This is a genomic window from Armatimonas rosea, from assembly GCF_014202505.1.
In the GTDB taxonomy this organism is placed as follows: Bacteria; Armatimonadota; Armatimonadia; order Armatimonadales; family Armatimonadaceae; genus Armatimonas; species Armatimonas rosea.
Genome location: NZ_JACHGW010000004.1, coordinates 813,766 through 835,759 on the forward strand (window position 1 = coordinate 813,766; position 21,994 = coordinate 835,759).

The following is a 21,994-nucleotide window of genomic DNA, read 5'->3' on the forward strand; positions in this document are numbered from 1 at the left end:
TTTTCCTCCGCCGATTGGAAATCGGCGTCTGCAGTAGCCTGCGGCTGCGAAGCCCGTGCCGGGCTGGAGAGCTTGTTCCCCCATCCCGGCACGAGCTTTGCGGCTGAGGGACGAAGCCATTGCAGACGCCGATTTCCAATCAGCGAACAAAAAGCCTCGCGTCCCCAGGCGACTATGCCCAGGGACGCGAGGCTCCAGAAAGTTTTAGAGCCGCTCGCGCGGTACCACCCCGGTTCGTCGGCGCAGGGCCGACGCACTTTCATGCGCTATCTCGGGCGCAACCCGGTCCACTCAGAAGGCGACCTTCGGAAGGCTCTTTCCTATCGCAGCTCTCAGCCGGTGACTGCGACTCTCTGGTGGGAGAGACCAACCTACTCTTCCTTCGTCGGCGTGGCACACTCGACGTGTGCCTCAGTATAGCCCACGCTTCGTGAGATTTCCAGCAAAAAGGCCGCCCCCCCAACGACGCAGGGAAGCGGCCTTCTCGGGAAGGAGAGAGCTACTTCTTCTTCGCGGCAGGAGCCATCTTGGAGGCAGGAGCCTTGGTGTCGGCCTTGGCGGCAGGCTTAGCCGCGGGCTTCTTGGCATCGGCCTTAGCGGCAGGCTTGGCCGCGGGCTTCTTGGCATCGGCCTTAGCAGCAGGCTTGGCCGCAGGTGCCTTGGCATCGGCCTTGGCGGCGGGCTTCTGCGCGAAGGAAGCGACACTGAGCAGCGACAGTGCGGAGAGCATCACAAGGGTGCGGAACATGGTCTTCATAGTTACCTCTAGTTTTGTGGTTTTTACCCCTAAGGGGGATTTCCAGAGAGCAATGCGTCACCCGAGGGTGAATTTGTTCCCACGGGCTTAATTTTTTTTGCAATCGTGAAAAACCTGAGGGAATGACCGGGGTTGTCGGCGCGAACCACGGCGGCGGCGGCCTGGGGAAGTGCCAGCGAGCTCCGGTAGATCAGGTAGCGCGGCTCCCACGTGGGGAGGAATTTTTTCTTGTAGGCATGGAGCCCCTCAAAGGAATAGAAGCGTCCCCCGCTCCGAAAAACAAGGTTCAGAACCCGCTCCACCAAGGGATCGTCGGCGTCCTGTCCCACCCCAGAGAGCGGAGCCAGCCCGAGGTTAAAGGTCGCAAACCCCTGCTCCCGCGCCCACTCAAAGAGCGTCACAAAGACCAGGTCCATCACCCCGGACTCCGCATCCCGGCGGCGGCGCATGAGGTCGATCGTACTCTCGGACTTCTGGTACTCGGGGATCACATTGGCAAAGGCAACCAGAGTTCCGTCGGCATCGTGCACCACCGCCAGAGGGCCATCGTTGAGGTAGGCCTCGTCGAACCAGCCCAGCGAGAAGCGCTTCTCCCCACCGTGCTGCTGGTGGAGCCAGTCATCGCTGACCGCTTTTAGCTGGCGCAGGAGCTCGGGCGAGTACGGGGGCGAGAGCACCTCCGCCGTGTAGCCCGCCTTCCGGAGCCGCCCCACTCCCCCCCGCAGGCTCTTCACCGCGCGCCCGGCCAGGGTGAAGCTCGCGACATCGACCACCGCCTCACTGCCGATCCCCAGGGCCTGGAGCCCCGCCGCCTGGTAGGCATCGAGGTGGTCCGGGAGGGTCTGGTAGAAGGCGGGCTCCCAGTCATTCTCGGTGCAGAAGGCCACAAAGCCCGTGATCGCGGCGGCGATATCGTCGGTGGGTCCGATCGGGTCCCCCAGCGCGACCGCCGAGCGTCCCACCAAGGCGTAGCCCACCACCGAGCCCCCCGCACTGAACCAGTAGAGCTTGTCCGAGAAGAGAACAAAGCGTGCCAGCGACGAGCACCCGTGGGCCTCGACAATTGTCTTGGCGCGGAGCTGCTCGGTGGGAGTGGCGCGCTGGCGCAGGAGCACGGGCTGGAGGAGCGTAAAGAGGGCGTAGCCCAGCGTGGTCGCCCCCACCGTGTAGATCGACTCCGTGAACCAGCGCCCAAAGCGTGTCACCGGGAGCGGCCCCGGGTCGCTGAACGAGAAGAACATCGCCAGGGTCTGCTCCAGAGCGGCACGGAAACCAAAGTCGTAGGCGAAGTGGCGGTCCAGGAGCCAGAATCCCAGGATGCCATAGACCAAGGTAAAGCCCAGCGCCCCGACCAGCACACGGACGCCTTGGTGGATGGTCGGGCCGTCGGAGCGGGCGATAAACTTGGTGCGCTGCGACCAGAGCATGGTCAGGAGCCCCAGCCCCAGCACCGCCTCTTCCCAGTCGAGGCCCTTGGAGAGGTGCGCCACCACGGAGAGCACGACCGCGACTATCGCCAGCCGGTGCGCGAGCTTCTTACGCCGCAGGAGCCCCTGGGCCAGCAGAAAGAGCGCGAACGCTGCGAGAACAGTCGCTAGGCGGGATCCGTAGCGCACCTCCAGCGGCAGGTGGTTGCGCAGGAACGAGAGGCGCAGCCCCAGCGCGGGGAGAGTGGCGCTGATGAGGTTGGTCAGGCCCATGAGCGCGGTCAGACCGCTAAGCACCCGGACACCGAGGTCGCTCCGCGGGTGCAGGCGCAGCCGGCTCAGGTGGAGCACCGCCCCCACCGCCAGGGGAAGCCAGAGCGCCAGCCCCCGAAAGGCCAGGGTTACGGCGGCGGCCTTGACCACGGGCACTCCCAGCGAGACAAAGGTCACAGTCATCATCCCCTCGACCGCGCCCAGGCCATCGGGGGTGACAGCAACAATCCAGAAGAGGAGCCCGACCGAGAACGCGGCCAGAACGGTGCCCGGTGCGAGGTGGAGCCCAAACGCACGAGAGAGAAAGGCGAGGCAGAAGAGATCGGCCACGTGCGCGGCGAGCGCCAGACAGAGCGGAGCCAGGAGTCGCCGTGGCTGCGCAAAGAGCTCGCCTGCGCTCTCACTGGCATGGCGGGCCTGCTCTGCTCCCCAGCCGGCAGGGAGCCGCCCCCGCGCCAAGCGCTCCATACCCGCGAGGAGCCGCTCCAGCCGGGCAAGCTCCCGGTGGGCCAGCACGAGCCCCCCGCCCCAGAGACCGATCAGCACCAGGAGCCCCAGCGCCGCGAGGAGCTCCGCGGGACGGAGCGCGCCATGGAGCCAGAGGGTCACCAAGCCGGCGAGCAGGACCACGCCGAAGGTCGCCAGATCACAGACCCGCACCACGAGGAGCGCGGCGGTCGCACGGGCAGGGGCGACCCCGCGGCGGGTCGCATCGGCGACAAAGGCGGTCGCCCCGGTGCCGGGGACCGTCAGGTTGAGAAACAGCGATGTAAACCAAACGGGGGCAAGGACACGGGCACGCACCGGCGCACCGACCGCGGCAAACGCCGTGGCATGGAGCGCGATCATGAGCACAAAGAAGCCCAGCTGGCAGCCTATCGCGCCCAGAACGGGGACGAGCCGTGCCTGCTCCAGCGCGACAATCAGCGCGAGAAGCTCCTGGCGCTGGAAGGCAATCGCGACCGCAACCGCCCCCAAGAGGAGTACCGTTATCCACCCAGGTCGCATTAGGCTATCACCTGCTTCCACCACTGTCCCAGGAGCGGCAGGGCACTCTGGAAGTGTGCACTCCAGAAGCCCCACTTATGCGCACCCGGGTCTCGGTCCAGACGAACGGTCGCTCCCTCGGAGCGCGCGACACTGGTGAAGCCCACCGCATCGCTCACTAGCTCCTGGTCATCGTCGGCGCCCACCGCCACGTAGAAGTGCAGCTTCTTGCGGAGCTCGGCGGGAACACGGCGGATCTGCTCGATCGGCGAGTTGGCACTGCGCACCGCCGGATCGGTCCCAAAGACATCGGTATCGTCCCCCCAGTCGTCCTTGACCCGCAGGTCGCCGGAGAAGACCAGGGCGCTCTGGAAGCGGTCCGGGTGGCGCACCGCCAGGTTGGCCGCGCCGTAGCCGCCCTCCGAGAGCCCGCCAATCGCCCAGAGAGCGGGGTTGGTGCTGGCGCGGTAGGTCTTCTCCATGTACTGGGTCAGGTCCCGCACCACCGCGGTCTCCATGTTGCACGTGCCGCCCTTGGCATCGGCCCACTCCGAGCCGCCTTTGTAGAAGGGGCCATGGCCATCGGGGAGGACCACGAGGCAGGGAGGAAGCGCGCCCGAGGCAATGGCCTGGTCGATCGCGCGGTGGGCATTGCCCTCGTAGAGCCAGTCGAGCGGCTCGCCGGGCGCACCGTGGAGCAGGACCAGCACGGGGTAGCGCTGGGTGGGGTTCAGGGCAAAGGCAGGGGGCGTGTAGACATAGAGCGCCCGCTTCTCCCCCAGCGCCGCGGAGTAGTACTGGGCCTTCTCCAGCTTCCCACTGAGCTTATGCCCCATGACCTGGCGCTCGTGAAAGGCATGAAAAATATCGGCACGGACAGGGGCGACGTGCATCACAGTCAGGGCAACGAGGGCCGGTAAGACAAAGCGTTTCATGGGAGCCTTTGCGTTTTCGTGGCTCCATTGGTTCCCTGATTAAAATTCCACGCACGGTTAACGTCCGGCTGTTGGGCCTGCGGCCGCCTCCTCGTACCTCGTCGGTAGTGGCTGGTAGGGGCGGGGAACTTCTCGGGTGGGTCACCTCGCTTAGAGAGGCATGCAACGTGTCTTCTTACGTCTCGCAGGAGCCCTTGCGCTCCTCTCCCCCACGCTCGCCCATGCCGACGAGCCCATCAACCCGGAGCGCCCCGGCTTTACCAACGGTGCCGCGACTGTCGGGAAGAAAGTGCTCCAGCTGGAAGAGGGCATCACCCGTAGCGCAGGGACAAATACCTTGGGCGACGGTGGGATCTTACGCTATGGCCTCTCCGCGCAGACCGAGCTACGGCTGGGCATCCCGAGCTGGCAAAAAGCTACCAAGTTCTCCACCGGCAGCTACGGTGTCAAGACGACCCTCTGCCCAAACTTGGGGCTGATTGTCCAGACCAGCGCCGAGCGCCCCACCCAGACCCAGGCGGCGCTGGAGGCGGAGTTTGCGGTGACCAAGGACTGGACCCTGCAAGTGGACGCGGTCCGCGACTCCCGCTGGGCCAGTGGCTTTAACCTAGGCCGCTCGCTCACGGAGCGCCTGGGGATGTTTGTCGAGGCGTACCGAACCGGGAGCTGGCACGGCGACGGTGGCCTGACCTACCAGCTCACGCCCGATCAGCAGGTGGACCTTAGCGGCGGCGATCACTTTGTCAGTGTCGGCTACTCCTGGCGCCTGCGCTGAGCCTAGCCCAGGAGCTTGGCGAGCCAGTCCGGGTGGAAGGACCAGCCGAGGAAACCGCCGAGCCCAAGAAAGACCCCGATACCCGCAAGACAGCAGGCGAAGACTAAGAGCCAGCGCTTGCGGGTGAGGGCGGTGATCCCAAAGAGCGCCAGCCCCACCGAGAGGCAGGCCTCGGACATATCGAACTGGTCGTCGTGGATATTGAGCTGGTTGTACTCCTCCTCCAGGCCCTTTGCCTCGGCGAGGATCTCCCCCTTCTCTTTCTCGTAGCGCGCGACTTCGTCTCGGTAGTGTGTCAGGGTTGCCTCGGGGGCCTTCTGCATCTCTGCGAGCGCCAGGGTGGTCTCCGCGAGGTTCTGCTTGGTGCTCTTGGACTGGTACTGGCTGTACTTACTCACACTATGCGCCTGCGCCTGCGCCATCGCCTGGACAATGTTGCCATCTTTGATGTTGCAGATCGCCATAAAGGTCGCCGAGAGGGCCACAAAGATCGCAATCGCCGAGTTCAGCCGGTCCTCCTTGCCGGGAGCGGCGGGAGCGGTCTCGATCACTTCTTGTATCGTATCCTGAATATCACTCATTATGGGTATGCGTGAATTGTACCCGGAATGGTTCCCTGGAACCTTTTGGGCAAGCCGGGCGCACTGCCTCTGCCATGAGTGAGCCAAACCGCCCGATCTTCTACGACCCCACCCAGCGCCGTGGGGTTCTTCTCCAGCGCCTGCTCTTACTGGGAGGGGTGCTCGGGGCCACGGCGCTGGCGATCTTCTTTGCCAGTATCCTGAGTGTCCCGATCTCCCACCGGGTCCGCCTGCCCGTCCCCAAGTTCCTCCCCGACAACCCGCGCCGCGCCGCCGAGAGCGACCACGCCCCCCTGCCCGAGCACACGCGCCTCCCGCTCGCCCTGCCGGTCGGCGGCGAGGCCCCCGGCAAGGGCGAGGGCGTGGTCGGAGGCTTCTATGTGGACTGGGACGAGGTCAGTATCGCCTCGCTACGGCTCCATGCCAGCGAGCTCACCCACCTTTTCCCCGGCTGGCTCCATCTGAACGATACCGGCGATGGCCTGCGCATCACCGACCACGACCCCGCCGACGATGAAGCCCGTGCCTTGGCTCAGAAGTACCACCTCGCGGTCTTTCCTCTGGTCAATAACTTCTCCGCCAATGTCAACGACTTTGAGGAGGGGCGCCTGCACCAGCTGCTCAAGAGTCCCAGCAAGCGTGCCAAGGTCGCGGAGGCGCTCCTCAAGTATGTCAGCGAGCACCACTACGCCGGGATCAACCTGGACCTGGAGACCGAGCGGGAAGACGACCGCGAGGGGCTGGCGGTCTTTGCCCAAGAAGTGGCGGCACGCTTCCATGCCCAGGCCCTCCAGGTCAGCGCCTGCACCCAGGTCGGGGAGCCCGAGGAGGCGGCAACTATCGCACGGCCTTGCGACTTTGTCATCCCGATGATCTACGACCAGCACTATGCCAGCGGCACCGCAGGCCCCATCGCCCCCGAGCCCTGGGCGGAGCACGAGCTCGCGCAGTTTCTCAAGGCCGTCCCCGCCAACAAGACCGTCCTGGCGATTGGCAACTACGCCTACGACTGGGTGGCCAGCAAGCCAGGTGCCAAGACCCTGACCTTTGGCGAGGCGATGGTAACGGCCCAAGAGTCTCATGAGGGCACCGATGGCGTGGTGACCTGGGATAGGGAGCAAGGCAATCCCCACTTTAGCTACGAAGAGGACGGCAGCCGGCACGAGGTCTGGCTCCTGGATGCGGCCACGTCCTACAACTTCCTGAGCTTCGCTCGGAGCAAGGGAGTCACGGGCCGTGCACTCTGGTATGTTGGCTCTGAAGACCCTACCCTCTGGAGCTGTTTTGGCCGGGGCAAGAAACCCGAAAATGCCCAGGCGCTCCGCACCGTGCGCTATGGCTTCGAGCTGGATTTTGAGGGCGAGGGCGAGGTGCTCGATGTGGCCACCCTCCCCCAGACCGGCGAGCGGACGATCACAACCGATGCCAAGGGCACGATCACCGATGAGCGCTTCCTGAGCTACCCAACCTCCTGCGTCCTCCGGCGCTCTGGCAAGGCGGCAAAGACTATTGCGCTAACCTTCGACGATGGCCCGGACCCGCGCTGGACCCCGGAGGTGCTCGATGCTCTCAAGACCGCCGGTGTCCCCGCGACCTTCTTTATCACCGGGGTCAATGCCCAGCTCTACCCCGAGCTTGTGCGGCGGGCCTGGGACGAAGGCCACGATATTGGCAACCATAGCTTCTACCACCCCAACCTCGCGCTGGTGGGCGAGACCCGAACCCGGCTGGAGCTCGATGCGACCCAGCGGGCGATCCAGGCGATCACGGGGCGCTCGACCACGCTCTTTCGCCCGCCGTACGGGGTAGACTCCCAGCCCTCGACTAGCGAGGAGGTGATGCCAATCGCCGCCGCCGAGAGGCTGGGCTATGTCACGGTCGCGGAGGGGATCGACCCACGCGACTGGGAGAAGGGCAGCCGCAAGCGCACCGCAGCGCAGCTCGTCGAGAGTATCGAGCGCGATGCCGAGGCGGGTGCCGGTAGCATCGTCCTCCTCCACGATAGTGGCGGCGACCGCTCCGCAACAGTCGCGGCGCTCCCAGAGCTCGTCCGGCGCCTCAAGGCCAAGGGCTACCGCTTTGTGACCGTCTCCCAGCTCCTGGGGCAGCGCCGCGATGCCGCCTTCCCCCCGGTCCAGGGCCGCCAGCGCTGGCTCTCGATCGTGGACCGCGCCATCTTTGCGACCTCATCGGGGCTAGGCCGAATCCTCAGCGCGATCTTCCTCTTCTCCCTGATTGCGGGGGCGCTTCGCCTGCTCCTCACCGCGCTCCTCGCCCTACGCCACGCCTCCCAGCCCGCCGCGGTCACGGCCCCAGACTTCCATCCCCTCACGTCCGTGGTGATCGCCGCCTACAACGAGGAGAAAGTGATTGTCCGCACGGTCCAGGCCCTCCTTGCCAGCGACTACCCAAACCTCGAGGTCTTAATTGTCGATGATGGTAGCAAGGACAAGACCGCCGAGCTCGTCCAGAGCACGTTTGGCGCGGAGCCCCGTGTCCGACTGATCGTCAAGGAGAACGGTGGCAAGGCAAGTGCGCTCAACCTCGGCATTGAGTCTGCCAAGGGCGAGATATTGATTGGGCTAGATGCCGACACGCTCTTTGCCACCGACACGGTCAGCAAGCTCGTGCGGCACTTCTCCGATCCCACAGTCGGGGCCGTGGCGGGCAATATCCAGGTCGGTAATATCGTCAATCGCCTCGCACGCTGGCAGGCGCTGGAGTACACCACCAGCCAGAACTTCGACCGCCGCGCCTACGCCCAGCTCAATGCGATTCCGGTCGTCCCGGGCTGTGTGGGTGCCTGGCGCACCGAGGCGGTTCGTCAAGCCGGCCTCTACCAGACCGATACCCTCGCCGAGGACTCGGACCTGACCTGGCGGGTGCGCATGGCAGGCTGGCGCCTCCTCTGCGACAACGATGCCCGCGCCTTCACCGAGGCCCCGGAGAAGGTGAGCGAGCTCCTCAAGCAGCGCTTCCGCTGGACCTTTGGGACGCTCCAGGTACTCTGGAAGAACCGCCGTGCCTGCTTCAACAGGCAGTACGGGGCCTTTGGTATGGTGGTGATTCCCCTGCTCTGGGTCTTCCAGTTTCTCCTGCCCGCGCTCGCTCCCGCCGCCGATCTGGGGGTGGTGCTCTCCGCGATCACCGGCAACCTCCAGGCAGCAGGCGGCTACATGGTCTTTTTCTTCTTGCTGGAGCTCTCCGCAGCGACACTGGCACTCCAGCTCGACGGCGGGAGCCAGTACTCGCTCCTCTGGGAGCTGCCGATCCAGCGGGTTGCCTACCGCTACTTGCTCTTTGTCGTGCTCCTCAAGACCCTCCGGGCCGCTCTCTCCGGAATGCGAGCAGGCTGGGGGAAACTGGAGCGCCGGGGCAGTGCCCGAATCCAGCGAGGAAAGTGATCCCTCGGACAAATTCACGAATGTGGGAACTTTTGGGCGCGTGACTGTCGCACCACTACTATGAGCCCTCTCGGGATAACCTGGACAAATGCGGATATAAGTAAGGGAATGTGGCGAACCCGTTCCTCGACAACCACGCAGAGACATGCGGAGTTCGACGCGCTGGTCGCAAAGGACTGGGAGCGTTTCTGGCGCTTCGCGTACCGTCTGACCAGCGACCGGGACCTGGCAGAGGACCTGCTCTCCGAGACCCTGATCGATGCCTTCAGCGCCTTCGACCGCTACCGTGGCGAGAAATTTGCAAGCTGGTTCTTCAGGATGCTCACCACCAACCGGATCGACATGGCACGTAAGGCAAGACGCCGCCAGGCCGAGAGCCTGGATACGGTCTTCTCCGAGACCGAGGGAAAAGACATTGCCGACAACCGAGAGAACCCTGAGCTCCGCCTACTAAACCCTCTCTACTCCGAGCCCGTCCAAAAGGCACTCGATGCGCTCCCCTTGGAGAACCGGGTCGCGATTCTCTTGGCCGATGTCGAGGGCTACGACTATGTCGAGATCGCCCAGATGCTCCACATCCCCATCGGCACCGTCCGCTCACGCATCTTCCGAGGCCGCGAGAAGCTCCGCCTCGCCCTTAGCCAGAGCACGACACCATGCGCAGAGGAACGCCATGAAAACTGACTCGCCCGAGCAGAGCCTACGTGCTGCTCCCGTCCCGGAGCCCATCGGGGGGCTAGAGACCGCACGTGAGCGGATGATGGGCCGCGTGCGGCACACGTATCCCGTCGGGACATCCCTCCCCCGACGGATCCTCTGGCGGCCGATTGGAGCGACGGCACTGGCGAGTGTGGTCGCGATCACGCTCTTTCTCGTCTGGCCCGAGCCAAGCGCCGAGGCCGACCCCCTCCCTACCGAGGCGCAGATGCAGAAGTTCTACGACCAGCACGAGGTGCACCATGCGGAGCACTTTCACCTGCTTGAGGTGGGCCAGCGACCATGAGAGCTTCCCTTTCCCTTGCCCTCTGCCTTGCCCTAGGGACACCTCTGGGGAGCTGGTCACAGACAAAGGTAGCTATCCAGACCGGAAGTGCCATGGTTCCCGAGGCGCAGCGCGCCGGTATCCCCACAAAAGTAGGGAGCTGGGTCCTCGTGCGCCATGTCCCGGGGGTGCATGGGCACTTTCTCTATGCCGCCGACAAGCGGACCTTCTCCCTCTTCCTGACCGAGACCGGCAACACGCGCCCCCTTCAGCCCCAAAAAGGCTGGAAGACTATCGTGCTGGGAAAGGGCCAGAGCGCCTTTGAGCACCAGGACTCCCGTAACCCCGAGCGCACTGCGCTTGTTTTTAAGCACCAGACCCAGCGCCGCTTGATCATGGGCAAGCTCACCGAAGCGGAGCTCGTCAGCCTTGCTCAGCAACTTCGCTAGCCGTGGCGTGGGGAAAGCGTAGCTCAAAGCACGCCCCCGGCTCAGTTCTTGACAGCGCGTGAAGTGTCCCACCTTGGGCCTCGACCAGGGAGCGGGCGATCGCCAGCCCGAGCCCAAGACCGCCCGTGGCCCGTGCCCGCGACAGGTCCGTGCGCCAGAAGCGCTCAAAGATAAAGGGGAGGTCGTCGGGGGCGATCCCCGGCCCTTGGTCTTGGACCGTCACGACCGCCGCCTCGGCGGTCTTTGTCACCGTGACCGTGATCGTCGTTTCGGGTGGGGAGAAGCGCAGGGCATTGTCCAGAAGGTTGTCCAGCACCTGCCGGAGCCGCACCGGGTCGCCCCAGACCCGCAGTGTGCTTAGCTCGCTCTCAGCAGCCTGGCAGAGCTGGACAGACTTCTCGGTCGCACGGGCACGGTGTGCTTGGAGCGCCTGCTCGACCAGCGCGAGGAGTGGGATCGGTTGGTGCTCAGGGTGCTCGGCTTGGGAGTCGGCGCGGGCGAGGGCGAGCAAGTCCTGAACGAGCACCGAGAGCCGCTCCGCCTCCGGGAGGCACTGCTCCAGGGTCTCGTGGTAGTCGTCGGCACTTCGCGGGCGACGGAGCGCGACCTCGAGTGTCCCCCGCAGGTTGGAGACCGGGGTGCGCAGCTCATGGGACGCGTCCAGGAGGAACTGCCGCTGGGCCTCCAGCACCCGCTCTCGCTCGGAGAAAGCGGTCTCCAGCCGGGCCAGCATCGCATTGAGCCCCTCGCGGACGCTCTCCAGCTCCTGGTCGGACGAGAGGCGCGGGATCCGGGCATCCAGGCTGTCCTCCCCAATGTGCCGCGCCTGTCGCGCCAGCTCCGCCAGGGGGTCGGTGAGACGCCGCGCGAGCCGCTGCGCCCCCCAGAGCGTCCCCACCCCGCAGACCGTCAAGGCGAGCATCAAGATCGCGCCCAAGAGCTGAAGCGCCTGCTCCAAAGGGGCGTAGGGAACCGCACAGGTGGCGAGATAGGCCGTTCCCTTCTGGTCCTGAAACGGGTAGTGGATCGCCCGGAGCCGCTGCCCCCGTAGGACGATATCGCTGTAGGTCGCCGCGCCGGCGTGGGCCGTGGGCACGGGGGGCGTGTCCAGCACCGCCAGCTGGTCCAGCTTCAGGTTCGCCGTGTAGGCCGCTGGGTCGCCCTGGGCATTGCGGATCAGCGCGTACTTTTCATAGCCCGCCGCCCCGTGCAGGACCAGCTGGTTCTCCTCGTGGAGATGGACCTTCCCGCCTGGCCCATCCAGCGCCGACGCCAGCTCCGCCCGGGCGATTCCCAGCAGGGCACCATCGAGGTTGGCGAGGAGCGCCGCCCGCGCCCCAAAGAAGACCGCGGTCCCGCCCGCGGTCAGCACCAGCAAGCAGAGCAGGGTTGTCTGGAGCGCCAGGCGGTCCCGAAAGGTCGTGGGCTCAGCCATGGAGCACCTCCCGCTTCAGGCGATAGCCCTGCCCACGGACCGTCTCGATACGCTCCCGCCCCAGCTTCTGGCGCAGATAGCCGATATAGACATCGACCACATTGGAGTCCGGCTCACTTCCCGTCTCCCAGACATGCTCCCAGAGCTGGGTGCGGCTGATGGTCCGCTCGGGCTGGAAGGCCAGGTACTCCAGGAGCTGGTACTCACGAGTGGTCAGGGTCACGGGCACTCCCGCGCGCTGAACAGCACGGGTATTGGTGTCGATCTCGAGCTCCTCAAAGACCAGGACGGGCGGCGTGCGCGCACTGAGAGTCCGCCGCAGGAGCGCACGAATCCGGGCGAGTAGCACCTCGAAGGCAAAGGGCTTGACCAAGTAGTCATCGCCCCCCTGGTCCAGCCCGGCTACCAGGTCAGCGGTGGCGTCCCGTGCAGTCAGAAAGAGAATCGGGCTTGTCACCCCCGCACGGCGCCACTGCTGGCAGAGCGTGAAGCCGTCTTTACCGGGAAGCATGACATCCAGGACGATCAGATCGTAGCTCTGGAGGGCAACCGCCTCCTCTGCGGAGCGGGCATCCCGCGCGATATCCACCGCGTAGCCCTCCTCCACGAGCCCACGCTGGAGAAAGGCCGCCCCTCGCACTTCGTCTTCTACCACCAGCAGCTTCATACTCTTAGGATACCCCGTGGTACACTCTCCCCAAAAACCATGACCGACACCCCGCTACCCCACCCCATTCCCGCCGAGAAGAACCTCAGCCCCGTCTGGCTCCAGAGCCTCACCGCGCGGGGCGAGCCGACTGTCTACGACAAGTCAAAAGGCGAGCTCCGCTACATCGGGATGCCGGTCGGGGGGATCGCCTGCGGGCTGCTTTATCTGGGCGGCGATGGCAAGCTCTGGCTCTGGGATATCTTTAACCTGCCCAAGGAGGGGGTTATCCCGCGCTCCGTGGAGGTCCCCATGGCGGTCTGGCTGGGGAGCAGCACGTTCCAGGCACGCGATGGTGGCGGCTATGTCGTGCCCTATGCCCAGGAATCGCCGCTCCAGCAGGGCTTTGTGCTAAGGGTAGTAGACGGCGTTGAGCGGTCTCTTGACCAGCATGGCTGGAGCGACGTGAGCTTTCAAGGCCAGTACCCGGTCGGCACCGTGCGCTACACCGACCCAGCCTGCCCGGTGCAGGTTCAGCTAGAGGCCTTCTCCCCGTTTATCCCGCTCAACCTTGATGACTCCAGCCTCCCGGCGACCGTCTTGCGCTTCACGCTCACCAACACCAGCGCGGCTTCGGTGGAGGCGACTCTTGTCGGCTTCTTGGAGAACGCCGTGGGGCACTACACCGCCCCAGCGGGCAGACGGCGCAACACCGCGGAGGGGGAGCTACTGGTCTGCCGCCTCGAGAGCCCGACCGATCCCACGGCCCACGATATCGGGACCCTGGCACTCGCCTGCCTGGGTGCGACCCGTGCGACCGCGCAGGTCGATACCCCGGGTGCCACGCGGCCCGTGGGTGCCCTGGAGCGGACCCTGACACTGGCTCCGGGCTCGTCGGAGACCGTGACATTTATACTGGCCTGGCACTTCCCCAACAACCTCCACCTACCCGTCCCCGATGCCAAGACCGGCAACCACTACGCCACACGCTTCGCCGATGCCGCTGCGGTCGTGGGCTATGTCAAAGAGAACCTGGAGCGTCTGAGCCACGACACGCTCCTCTGGCGGGATACCTGGTACGACTCCACCCTCCCCTACTGGTTCCTCGACCGCGCCCTTGCCAGTGCCAGCACGCTCGCCACGACCACCCTGTTTCGGCTCGGCACCGGTCGCTTCTGGGCCTGGGAGGGAATTGGCTGTTGCCCGGGAACCTGCACCCATGTCTGGCACTACGCCCAAGCACCGGGCCGCCTCTTCCCCGAGCTGGAGCGGGAGCTACGGGAGCAGGTAGACTTTGGGGTGGGCTTCGACCCCGAGACCGGGATGGTGCGGCACCGCGCGGAGGGAAGTGCTCCGGCAATCGACGGCCAGTGTGGGCGGATTCTGGGAGTACTTCGGGAGCACCAGATGTCGCCGGACAGTGCCTTCTTAACGCGGCTGTGGCCACGAGTGAGGCGGGCGCTTGAGTACCTCATGGCCCACGACACCGACCAGGATGGCCTGCTCGACGGGGCCCAGGAGAACACGCTTGATGCAGCTTGGTACGGCAAGATCGCCTGGCTCAGCTCACTCTACGCCGCCGCGCTCCGTGCGGGAGAGGCCCTGGCAACCGAGCAGGGCGAGCCCGACTTTGCCGCGCTCTGCGCCGCCCGTGCCGCCCAGACCCAGGCAGCGCTGGAGGGCGAGCTCTTCAACGGGGAGTACTTTATCCAGAAGCCCGAGCCGGGCCGTGAGGGGGCGCTGGGCACCTACTCCACCTGCCACATCGACCAAGTACACGGCCAGTCGTGGGCGTGGCAGGTCGGGCTGGGCCGTGTCCTGGATCGGGAGAAGACCGTCACGGCGCTCCGGGCTCTCTACAAGTACAACTTCGCACCCGATATCGGCCCCTTTCGGCAGCGCAACCGTGCGGGGCGTCCCTACGCCCTACCGGGGGAGGCGGGGCTGATCATGGCGACCAACCCGGGAAACGTCGACGGTGCCTTTGGCAATGTGAGCGACTGGCAGTACGGCTACTTCAACGAGTGCATGTCGGGCTTTGAGCACCAAGCGGCCAGCCACATGATCGCGGAGGGCCTGGTCACCGAGGGGCTGACGGTCACCCGCGCCATCCACGAGCGCTACCACGCAAAGCGCCGCAACCCCTACAACGAGGTCGAGTGCAGCGATCACTACGCACGGGCGATGGCCAGCTACGGCTCCTTTATCGCGCTCTGTGGGTTTGCCTACCACGGCCCCGATGGCACGCTAAGCCTTGATCCGAGGCTCCCAGGTGATTTCCGCGTTCCTTTCACCAGTGCCGAAGGCTGGGGAACGCTTGAGAGCAAGGCGGGCGTGTCCACGCTCTCGCTCCGCTGGGGCCGGCTTCGCCTGACGGCCCTCACGGTTCGTGGTCACCGCACAACCTTCTCCCCTCCTCTCCTCTTGACCCCTGGTACAAGCTACAGTATCCCTGACAATACAGCGCACTAGCCCTTCGTCAAAAGTCATTTTTTGCACAGCAGGGGGCAAAGAAGCACTTGTTGGTTACAAGCTGATTGAAACATTCAAAAACTGGGTATTGGCAAACCCCATGCATACATCGACTCTGAGAGTTTCATAGAATCTCATAGTTATAGACCATGTCTAGCCAAAACCTTAAGATCAGCCCACTCTAAATCTGTCAGAATCAACGAAACTCATAAAAACAGGCACCATTATAGATTGTGTTCCCTAGTCTGACACTCCGTAAATCATGAGCTCCCTTGCCAATCTCTATCAAGAACACACAGGTAATAAAACGGGCAAGTTACATTTACTTTCCCTCCATTACAAGGAGCTTGTTGATACCTTTTTTTGGTGTAGATATTTCCAATTGCCTCCGAGTTTTTTTGCCTCTTCCAATCAACTCTATACCACCTCTTCGGTTATGAACCGGCAGAGTGGACTAAGCTTATCGGACTACGATAGCTTCGCGAAGCGGAGAGTGTCCCCCTCATGATAGCCGTTATTTTGTTCTGGGCTGCCTGGGGAATGATTGTCTATTCCTATGTACTGTTTCCTATAATTCTTGCCGCCATTGCAAACCGCTTCGGGAGCTCGCCCGCAGAGCCTTCCCCCTTGACCACGGAACCGCTCCCCGACAACTTTCCCAAAGTGGCCATGGTGGTCGCCGCCTACAATGAAGAGGCCGTCCTCACCGAAAAGCTCAGAAACACCTGGGCTCTCGACTACCCTGCGGATCGCTTTTCTCTCGTGGTAGGCTCCGATGGCTCTGCGGATGCAACCGCAACAATTCTTAAGGCCTGCCACGATCCACGGCTCCACGCGTTTATCTTCACCACACGCCGAGGGAAAATATCTGTCCTCAATGAGATTATCGGAAATATCGGCACGGAGATCGATGCGGAGATCATCATCATGTCCGATGCAAACACAATGTTTGCAAAAGACGCGATTAAGAAGCTAGTACGTCATTTCCAAAACCCAAAAGTAGGCTGTGTCAGTGGCGAGATTAGCCTAGAGCAAGAAGGAGGGGTTTCCGGGGAAGGCCTTTATTGGAAATACGAAGGCTGGATCAAGCGTAACGAAGGAAAACTAGGCTTCCTCATTGGCTGTAACGGTGGCATCTTCGCTCTACGACGAGAGCTGTACGAGCCACTTCCCTCGTCCATCATCATTGAAGACTTTGTCATGACAATGAAGATCCTAGAAAAAGGCTGGCGTGTCGAGTTCGAGCCGGAAGCACGAGGTGTCGAGCCCCCTTGTGCGACCTCCAAAGCGGAGATGATTCGTAAGATCCGAATTGGTGCAGGAAACTTCCAGGCCCTCACAGTGATCCCCAAGCTCTTGTCGCCACGCTACGGGCTTCGCTCCTTTGCCTATTGGGGCCATAAAGTGCTGCGCTGGTTTGTCCCGTTCTTTTTCTTGATCGCTGTCCTTGCCAATATCCTTCTTCTACAGCAACCATTTTATGTAGCCTTACTATTGCTACAACTATCTGGCGTAGCTATTTCTCTCTATTCTTATAGAACTAGAAACCCACGACGATTGCCTAAGTGGACCAAACCAATTAGCTATTTTTACATCATGAACTATGCCATCCTCTGCGGATTTTCACGACATGTACGAGGAACCCAAAAAGTCACTTGGGATAAGGCCCCATAGTCACCGATATTAGAGCAAAAGCGAATCAAGAAAAGAGCATGCCTTCATGAAAACTATCGCTACTACCTTTGATGAAAACAAGGCAAGAGCCATTGTCGCCGCCTGCCAGCAACGGATCGAGGTAGAGCCGGACGATACCGCCAATCGCCTACAGCTCGCATGGTGCTTACTGACTTGGGCATTCTACCAGTCGGGGCAAGAGAGCGGTGCGAGTCCTAGGAAAACGGCCTCCTTGAAAAAGTGTCGCGATCCCCACGATGTAACGGCACAGGGCTCACAGGTCATGCTCTTTCATGGGCTACGCCAAGCGCTCATTGTCGCAGAGCTCTCAACCAACCCGAACGAGCACCTCGAAGTCAGCAACCTGATCAACCTCGCGACCTTGTTTGGGAACACCAATATCGTCGAGAAATCCTACCGAGAGAACGACCTTATCCTGTCTGAGATTGTCTGGGACATGCGGCACAACCTCGATAAGGTGTAGCGCAGTCGGAGTGTTTTTCCCCGGTCATGCCCGTAATCTCCGGGCCTGAGGCCCATTCCCTCGTCCTGAGGAGTGTCGTCTGATATAATGCGCCTTTGGTGCCTGCCAATTCAGGTACAAGGTAGAACGCGTTGAAACCCAGACAATTAGCTCTTCTCGTCTTCGTACTCGCCCTGCTGGCCGCAGCTGTGACGCTAGCGCCGCTCGTGGCTCCCAATAGCGCCTTTGGAAAGAAAGTGTCCCCCAAGCTGGGCCTTGATATCCAGGGCGGTGCCCGTGTTGTCTTGGAGGCAGATCTCACGACCTTGCCCAAGGGACAGAAATGGGACGAGGACACTCGTGCCTCGGTTCTGCGGACACTCGACAACCGTGTCAATGCCAATGGGGTCGCCGAGCCCGTGATCACCCCCAAGGGCGAGGCACAGTTCGTGGTCGAGATCCCCGCGGTAAAGAACGAGAAAGACATCGTCGACCAGCTCCAGAGAACCGCACAGCTTGAGTTCTACTACAGCCCCGACTGGTACTCCGCCGAGAAGAACAAGCTCGGGCGCTATGCCTTCAAGACCGCGGAGGATGGCTCGCGCGAGAGCTTCGAGATCCACGACAACACCACCAACAAGACCTTCCGCGATCCCTTCCACATCTTGGGCGCGCTCCGCCAGCTGGTCGACGCCGGAGAGCGTGCCAATGCCGCCCCCGTTGCGCTGCCCGCACCGCTCAATAGCCTGGGCTCTTTTTCGGGCCTAGAGACTGTCAAGGTTCAGGAGAGCGACAAGGCGGCCATGTCCGCTCTCGCCGATGAGCTGGGCCAGTTCAATGCCTTCCTGGCGGCCGCACGAAAAGAGCTCGCGGGCTCCGATCTGGTTCCAGGACGCGCCCGTGCGAGCTTTGGAAACGGCACCAACGCCATTGTCGAGCTGGAGTTCAATAGTGTGGGGCAGGAGAAGTTCGCCAACTTCACCAAGGCACACACCGATGAGATCCTGATGATCTTCCTCGATGGCCGCATCCTCAGCGCCCCTCGAATCAACGACCCCATCACCGACGGGCGGGCGCAGATCTCCCCCTTCCCCACCCTTAAAGTGGCCAAGGAGCTCTCCGACTACCTCAATGGTGGTGCGCTCCCTGTCTCCCTGAAGATTGTCCAGCAGCAGAGCCTTGAGGCGACCCTGGGCAAAGATGCAGTCAAGAGCGGCCTGACCGCAGGCGTTGTCGCGCTCCTTCTTGTGGGCGTCTTTATGATCGCCATCTACCGCCTCCCGGGCTTTGTGGCGGTCTGTGCGCTCCTGCTCTACACCCTCTTCACCTACGCGGTCTTCGTCCTGATCCCGGTGACCTTCACCCTCCCCGGAATCGCGGGCTTTATCCTCTCCGTGGGAATGGCGGTCGATGCCAATATCCTGATCTTCGAGCGCACCAAAGAGGAGCTCAAGGCGGGCAAGAACCTCAAGCTGGCGATCACCGCGGGCTTCCAGCGCGCCTTCTCCGCCATCTTCGACTCCAACATGTGTACCGCGGTTACCAGCCTCCTGCTCTACCAGCTGGGCAACGGTAGTGTCCGTGGGTTTGCGCTTACCCTGATGATCGGGGTGGCGCTCTCGATGTTCACCGCCATCACGGTCACCCGCTCCTTCCTGCTCCTGCTGGTCGGCGACAACAAGACCGTCAATATGGAGGCTTGGGGGGTCAACAACCTCTGGCGTCCGCACTACCGCGTGATCGCCAACCGCTTCAAGTGGTACTTCCTCTCGCTCGCCATTATCGTCCCTGGCATCGCCTTTGCCGTGCTGGGTGGCTTCAAGCAAGGCATTGAGTTCACGGGCGGCTCCGAGCTCACCCTGAAGTTTGCCAAGTCCGTCACCCGCGCCGAGGTCGAGAGCGCTGCCAACGCGGCCGGCTTTAAAGAGGCCGCGGCCCAGATCGCCGGCGACAACACCGTCCTGCTGCGCCTCCCCACCGAGGCGGGCAAGCAGGAGATGAACGCCAACGAGGCCGATGCCCTGGTCGAGAAGCTCAAGACCACCTTCCCCGGTGTCACCAAGGGCGGCTTTGAGCGAATCGGGGCCTCGATCTCCAAGGAGCTCACCCGCAACGCGCTCTCGTCGATCACGCTCTCATCGGCGTTTATCGTCCTGTATCTTGCGTTCCGCTTTGCAATTGGCGGCTTCAAGAACGGTCTCAAGTTCGGTGTCTCCGCGATTATCGCGATGCTCCACGATATCGCGGTCCTGATTGGAGTCTTCTGCTTCCTGGGCTGGCTGCTCAACTGGAAGATCGACTCGCTGTTCTTAACCGCGGCGCTCACCGTTGTCGGCTTCTCGGTCCACGACACGATCATCATCTTCGACCGCATCCGGGAGAACCTCCAGCACCGTGGGGAGAAGGCCAACCTGGGCAACCTGATCGACGACTCGATCAACGAGACCTTTGCCCGCTCGCTCTTTACCAGCGGCACGGTCGTGCTCACTCTCCTGGCGCTTCTGATCTTTGGGGGCTCGGTGATCCGCCCGCTGAACGCCGCGCTCCTGGTGGGAATCCTCTCGGGCACCTACTCGTCGATCTTCAACGCCGCCCCGATGGTCTTTGACTGGCAGCGCAAGTTCGGCAAGCACGGCCAGGGTCTCGCCGAGGTTAAGGACGGTAAAGACGGTAAGGATAGCGATGGCCCTGCGCCCTCCGCTTCCCAAGCGCCCTCTGCAGCCAGTGCTGAGGACAAGCCCGAGCGCTCCGGTACCTGGGCGCAGGGCCCTCGTCCTAAGCGCAAGTAGCTCGGGGGATAAAATCCCCGGCATAACGTTGGGAGCGTCCCGTGGACGCGCGGAGCCGTCGTGTTCTCCGCGTCCTCGGGGCGCTCTTTTTGCGGAGCTAGGAAATTTGTTTTCTGGCTTTCCGCCCTGTGCACCGCGTCCGGAGTACGAACTCTAATGACATCGCCCACCCTCCTTGAAGCCCACTGGCGGCTGGCAACCCCCAATGAGTCGCAGGTCCAGCGCCTCGCGGCAGAGCTTCGCCTAGAGCCACTGGTCGCTCGCCTGCTGATCAACCGCGGTATCACCGAGCCGGGGGTGGCAGAGCGCTATCTTGCGCCTCGGCTGGACGATCTCGACGATCCCACTACCCTCCCCGATGTCGAGAAGGCAGTCGAGCGGCTGGCGCAGGCAATCACCAGCGGCGAGCTGATCTTTGTGCACGGCGACTACGATGCCGATGGGGTCACCAGCGCGGCGCTGTGCCTGCGAGCGCTCTCTGGGCTGGGGGCCAACGTGGTCGGCTTTGTCCCCCGCCGCACCGATGGCTACGACTTCCAGCCCTACGGCGCGGAGAAGGCAAAGGAGCTGGGGGCTGGCCTCATCATGACCGCAGACTGTGGGGTCTGTGCTCTTGAAGCAGTCGCGCGTGCCAACGCCCTAGGAATGGATGTCATTGTCACCGACCACCACCGCCCCGGCCCGACCCTCCCGGCAGCCCACGCAGTCGTGAATCCCTACCGCGACGATGCCCAAGTGGCGTTTCGTGATCTCTGTGGGGCGGGCGTTGCCTTTAAGGTGCTCGATGCCCTCACGGCGCGCCTCAAGCCCGAGTACCAGAGCGCCTTCCGCCGCAACTTTGTGGACCTGGTCGCGCTCGGGACGGTCTCCGATGCCAGCACGCTCTCCGGAGAGAACCGAATCTTGGTCTACCATGGGCTGGAGATGCTCGCCCTGGGCAGAAAGACCGGTCTCAAGGCGCTGCTGTCCGTGGCGGGGCTGGAGGGCAAGGAGCTCACGGCGGAGAGTATCGGCTTCCAGCTCGGGCCGCGCCTGAATGCGGCGGGGCGCATGGAGGACGCCGACCTGGCCTACCGGTTGCTGATCACCCGGGATGCCGACGAGGCCGAGCAGCTGGTGGCCCAGATCGAGTCGCTCAATGACCTGCGGCGGAGCGAGACCGAGCGGGTGGTCCAAGAGGCGCTGGCCGAGGCGCTCACCCAGGAAGACCGACGCGTCCTCGTGCTGGCGCGGGCACGCTGGGGCAAGGGGCTGGTCGGGATTGTCGCGGGGCGTATCGCCGAGCTCCTGCGCCGCCCGACCCTGATTCTCAGCTACGACGAGACCACCGACAGCTACGGCGGCTCGGGGCGCACCTACGGCAGCTTCAGCCTGCTCGATGCCCTGCACGCCTGCGCGGACCTGCTGGGACGCTACGGCGGGCACTCCGCGAGCGCGGGAGTCAATCTCCCCGCCCGCAACCTAGAGGCATTTCGCCAGCGCATCCACGAGGCCGCAGAGGGGCTGGTCACCGACGAGCCCGAGCCCATCACGCTGGAGATCGATGCGGAGCTCGCCGACACCCGCTTGCTCACGCAGGAGCTGGTGGAGTCGCTCCAAGCACTAGCCCCCTTCGGCCGTGACAACCCCGATCCCGTCTTTCTGACCTGCAACGCCGTGGTCACCGAGACCCGGCGCGTGGGGAAAGACAACAATACCGCAATCATCCACCTCAAGCTCCCGGGCAAGCAGTGGCCCACCAAGTCCGTGCGCTTCAAGTCCGGGGACTGGACCGAGCGGGTGCAGCCCGGCGAGCGGGTCGATGTGGTCTATACCCCCAAGCTCAATGCCTGGAATGGCAAGGTCAGTGTCGAGCTCACCCTCCATGATCTGCGCCCTTCCTTGCCCTAAATTGCTTCCCGGTAACAAAATCAGCTAAAGCATCGTTTCCAAAAGACCGACACCA

General features: G+C 63.4%; 16 protein-coding genes. 10 read left to right on the forward strand and 6 right to left on the reverse strand.

Annotated elements, in window-relative coordinates:
• Positions 1-499 precede the first annotated feature (499 nt).
• The 3 genes from HNQ39_RS23205 to HNQ39_RS23215 are packed head-to-tail and all read right to left on the reverse strand — an operon-like array spanning position 500 to position 4,379.
• Positions 500-757 carry a hypothetical protein gene (locus tag HNQ39_RS23205; protein ID WP_184202566.1) on the reverse strand — a complete coding sequence of 86 codons (258 nt, stop codon included), beginning with the start codon at positions 755-757 and terminating at the stop codon, positions 500-502.
• 29 nt (positions 758-786) lie between these two features.
• Positions 787-3,465 carry a phosphatidylglycerol lysyltransferase domain-containing protein gene (locus HNQ39_RS23210; protein ID WP_221290252.1) on the reverse strand — a complete coding sequence of 893 codons (2,679 nt, stop codon included), beginning with the start codon at positions 3,463-3,465 and terminating at the stop codon, positions 787-789.
• A complete protein-coding gene (locus HNQ39_RS23215) occupies positions 3,465-4,379 on the reverse strand; it encodes an alpha/beta hydrolase (protein ID WP_184202568.1) in 915 nt (304 codons plus the stop codon). Before HNQ39_RS23215 ends, HNQ39_RS23210 begins: the two co-directional genes overlap by 1 nt.
• A gap of 160 nt (positions 4,380-4,539) precedes the next feature.
• On the opposite strand from HNQ39_RS23215, the gene HNQ39_RS23220 reads away from it, so the two are divergent.
• Positions 4,540-5,154 carry a transporter family protein gene (locus HNQ39_RS23220; protein WP_184202570.1) on the forward strand — a complete coding sequence of 205 codons (615 nt, stop codon included), beginning with the start codon at positions 4,540-4,542 and terminating at the stop codon, positions 5,152-5,154.
• Between the two features lie 2 nt (positions 5,155-5,156).
• On the opposite strand, the gene HNQ39_RS23225 is transcribed toward HNQ39_RS23220, so the two are convergent.
• Positions 5,157-5,735, reverse strand: coding sequence for a DUF4337 domain-containing protein (locus tag HNQ39_RS23225; protein WP_184202571.1), 579 nt, complete (start codon positions 5,733-5,735; stop codon positions 5,157-5,159).
• Between the two features lie 74 nt (positions 5,736-5,809).
• On the opposite strand from HNQ39_RS23225, the gene HNQ39_RS23230 reads away from it, so the two are divergent.
• From HNQ39_RS23230 to HNQ39_RS23245, 4 genes are all read left to right on the forward strand, one after another.
• Positions 5,810-9,139 carry a glycosyltransferase gene (locus HNQ39_RS23230; RefSeq protein WP_184202573.1) on the forward strand — a complete coding sequence of 1,110 codons (3,330 nt, stop codon included), beginning with the start codon at positions 5,810-5,812 and terminating at the stop codon, positions 9,137-9,139.
• 108 nt (positions 9,140-9,247) lie between these two features.
• Complete coding sequence (locus HNQ39_RS23235) at positions 9,248-9,823, forward strand: sigma-70 family RNA polymerase sigma factor (RefSeq protein ID WP_184202575.1); 576 nt, start codon at positions 9,248-9,250, stop codon at positions 9,821-9,823.
• Positions 9,813-10,142 carry a hypothetical protein gene (locus HNQ39_RS23240; RefSeq protein ID WP_184202577.1) on the forward strand — a complete coding sequence of 110 codons (330 nt, stop codon included), beginning with the start codon at positions 9,813-9,815 and terminating at the stop codon, positions 10,140-10,142. Before HNQ39_RS23235 ends, HNQ39_RS23240 begins: the two co-directional genes overlap by 11 nt.
• Positions 10,139-10,570, forward strand: a complete 432-nt coding sequence (locus HNQ39_RS23245) for a hypothetical protein (protein ID WP_184202579.1) — start codon at positions 10,139-10,141, stop codon at positions 10,568-10,570. Before HNQ39_RS23240 ends, HNQ39_RS23245 begins: the two co-directional genes overlap by 4 nt.
• On the opposite strand, the gene HNQ39_RS23250 is transcribed toward HNQ39_RS23245, so the two are convergent.
• A complete protein-coding gene (locus HNQ39_RS23250) occupies positions 10,545-12,005 on the reverse strand; it encodes a sensor histidine kinase (RefSeq protein WP_184202581.1) in 1,461 nt (486 codons plus the stop codon). The two genes, HNQ39_RS23245 and HNQ39_RS23250, sit on opposite strands and share 26 nt — an antisense overlap.
• A complete protein-coding gene (locus HNQ39_RS23255; protein WP_184202583.1) occupies positions 11,998-12,672 on the reverse strand; it encodes a response regulator transcription factor in 675 nt (224 codons plus the stop codon). The genes HNQ39_RS23250 and HNQ39_RS23255 overlap by 8 nt, the downstream gene beginning before the upstream one ends.
• A 39-nt stretch (positions 12,673-12,711) precedes the next feature.
• Between HNQ39_RS23255 and HNQ39_RS23260 the strand changes: the two genes are divergently transcribed.
• From HNQ39_RS23260 to recJ, 5 genes are all read left to right on the forward strand, one after another.
• Positions 12,712-15,123, forward strand: a complete 2,412-nt coding sequence (locus tag HNQ39_RS23260; protein ID WP_184202585.1) for a GH116 family glycosyl-hydrolase — start codon at positions 12,712-12,714, stop codon at positions 15,121-15,123.
• A 504-nt stretch (positions 15,124-15,627) separates the two neighbouring features.
• The gene (locus HNQ39_RS23265; RefSeq protein ID WP_184202587.1) at positions 15,628-16,797 is read left to right on the forward strand and encodes a glycosyltransferase family 2 protein; all 1,170 of its coding nucleotides are present in this window, start codon (positions 15,628-15,630) and stop codon (positions 16,795-16,797) included.
• Between the two features lie 46 nt (positions 16,798-16,843).
• Positions 16,844-17,281: a hypothetical protein gene (locus tag HNQ39_RS23270; protein WP_184202589.1), complete on the forward strand. Its 438-nt coding sequence runs from the start codon at positions 16,844-16,846 to the stop codon at positions 17,279-17,281.
• Between the two features lie 131 nt (positions 17,282-17,412).
• The gene (secD, locus tag HNQ39_RS23275) at positions 17,413-20,049 is read left to right on the forward strand and encodes a protein translocase subunit SecD (protein ID WP_184202591.1); all 2,637 of its coding nucleotides are present in this window, start codon (positions 17,413-17,415) and stop codon (positions 20,047-20,049) included.
• A gap of 156 nt (positions 20,050-20,205) precedes the next feature.
• Entirely contained in the window at positions 20,206-21,939 is a 1,734-nt protein-coding gene (gene recJ / locus HNQ39_RS23280; RefSeq protein ID WP_184202593.1) for a single-stranded-DNA-specific exonuclease RecJ, read from the forward strand.
• The last annotated feature ends 55 nt before the right edge of the window (positions 21,940-21,994 follow it).

Coding starts and splice junctions, on each gene's coding strand:
- HNQ39_RS23205 (WP_184202566.1), bottom strand. CDS start 757: ATGAAGACCATGTTCCGCACCCTTGTGATGCTCTCCGCACTGTCGCTG.
- HNQ39_RS23210 (WP_221290252.1), bottom strand. CDS start 3,465: ATGCGACCTGGGTGGATAACGGTACTCCTCTTGGGGGCGGTTGCGGTC.
- HNQ39_RS23215 (WP_184202568.1), bottom strand. CDS start 4,379: ATGAAACGCTTTGTCTTACCGGCCCTCGTTGCCCTGACTGTGATGCAC.
- HNQ39_RS23220 (WP_184202570.1), top strand. CDS start 4,540: ATGCAACGTGTCTTCTTACGTCTCGCAGGAGCCCTTGCGCTCCTCTCC.
- HNQ39_RS23225 (WP_184202571.1), bottom strand. CDS start 5,735: ATGAGTGATATTCAGGATACGATACAAGAAGTGATCGAGACCGCTCCC.
- HNQ39_RS23230 (WP_184202573.1), top strand. CDS start 5,810: ATGAGTGAGCCAAACCGCCCGATCTTCTACGACCCCACCCAGCGCCGT.
- HNQ39_RS23235 (WP_184202575.1), top strand. CDS start 9,248: ATGTGGCGAACCCGTTCCTCGACAACCACGCAGAGACATGCGGAGTTC.
- HNQ39_RS23240 (WP_184202577.1), top strand. CDS start 9,813: ATGAAAACTGACTCGCCCGAGCAGAGCCTACGTGCTGCTCCCGTCCCG.
- HNQ39_RS23245 (WP_184202579.1), top strand. CDS start 10,139: ATGAGAGCTTCCCTTTCCCTTGCCCTCTGCCTTGCCCTAGGGACACCT.
- HNQ39_RS23250 (WP_184202581.1), bottom strand. CDS start 12,005: ATGGCTGAGCCCACGACCTTTCGGGACCGCCTGGCGCTCCAGACAACC.
- HNQ39_RS23255 (WP_184202583.1), bottom strand. CDS start 12,672: ATGAAGCTGCTGGTGGTAGAAGACGAAGTGCGAGGGGCGGCCTTTCTC.
- HNQ39_RS23260 (WP_184202585.1), top strand. CDS start 12,712: ATGACCGACACCCCGCTACCCCACCCCATTCCCGCCGAGAAGAACCTC.
- HNQ39_RS23265 (WP_184202587.1), top strand. CDS start 15,628: ATGATAGCCGTTATTTTGTTCTGGGCTGCCTGGGGAATGATTGTCTAT.
- HNQ39_RS23270 (WP_184202589.1), top strand. CDS start 16,844: ATGAAAACTATCGCTACTACCTTTGATGAAAACAAGGCAAGAGCCATT.
- recJ (WP_184202593.1), top strand. CDS start 20,206: ATGACATCGCCCACCCTCCTTGAAGCCCACTGGCGGCTGGCAACCCCC.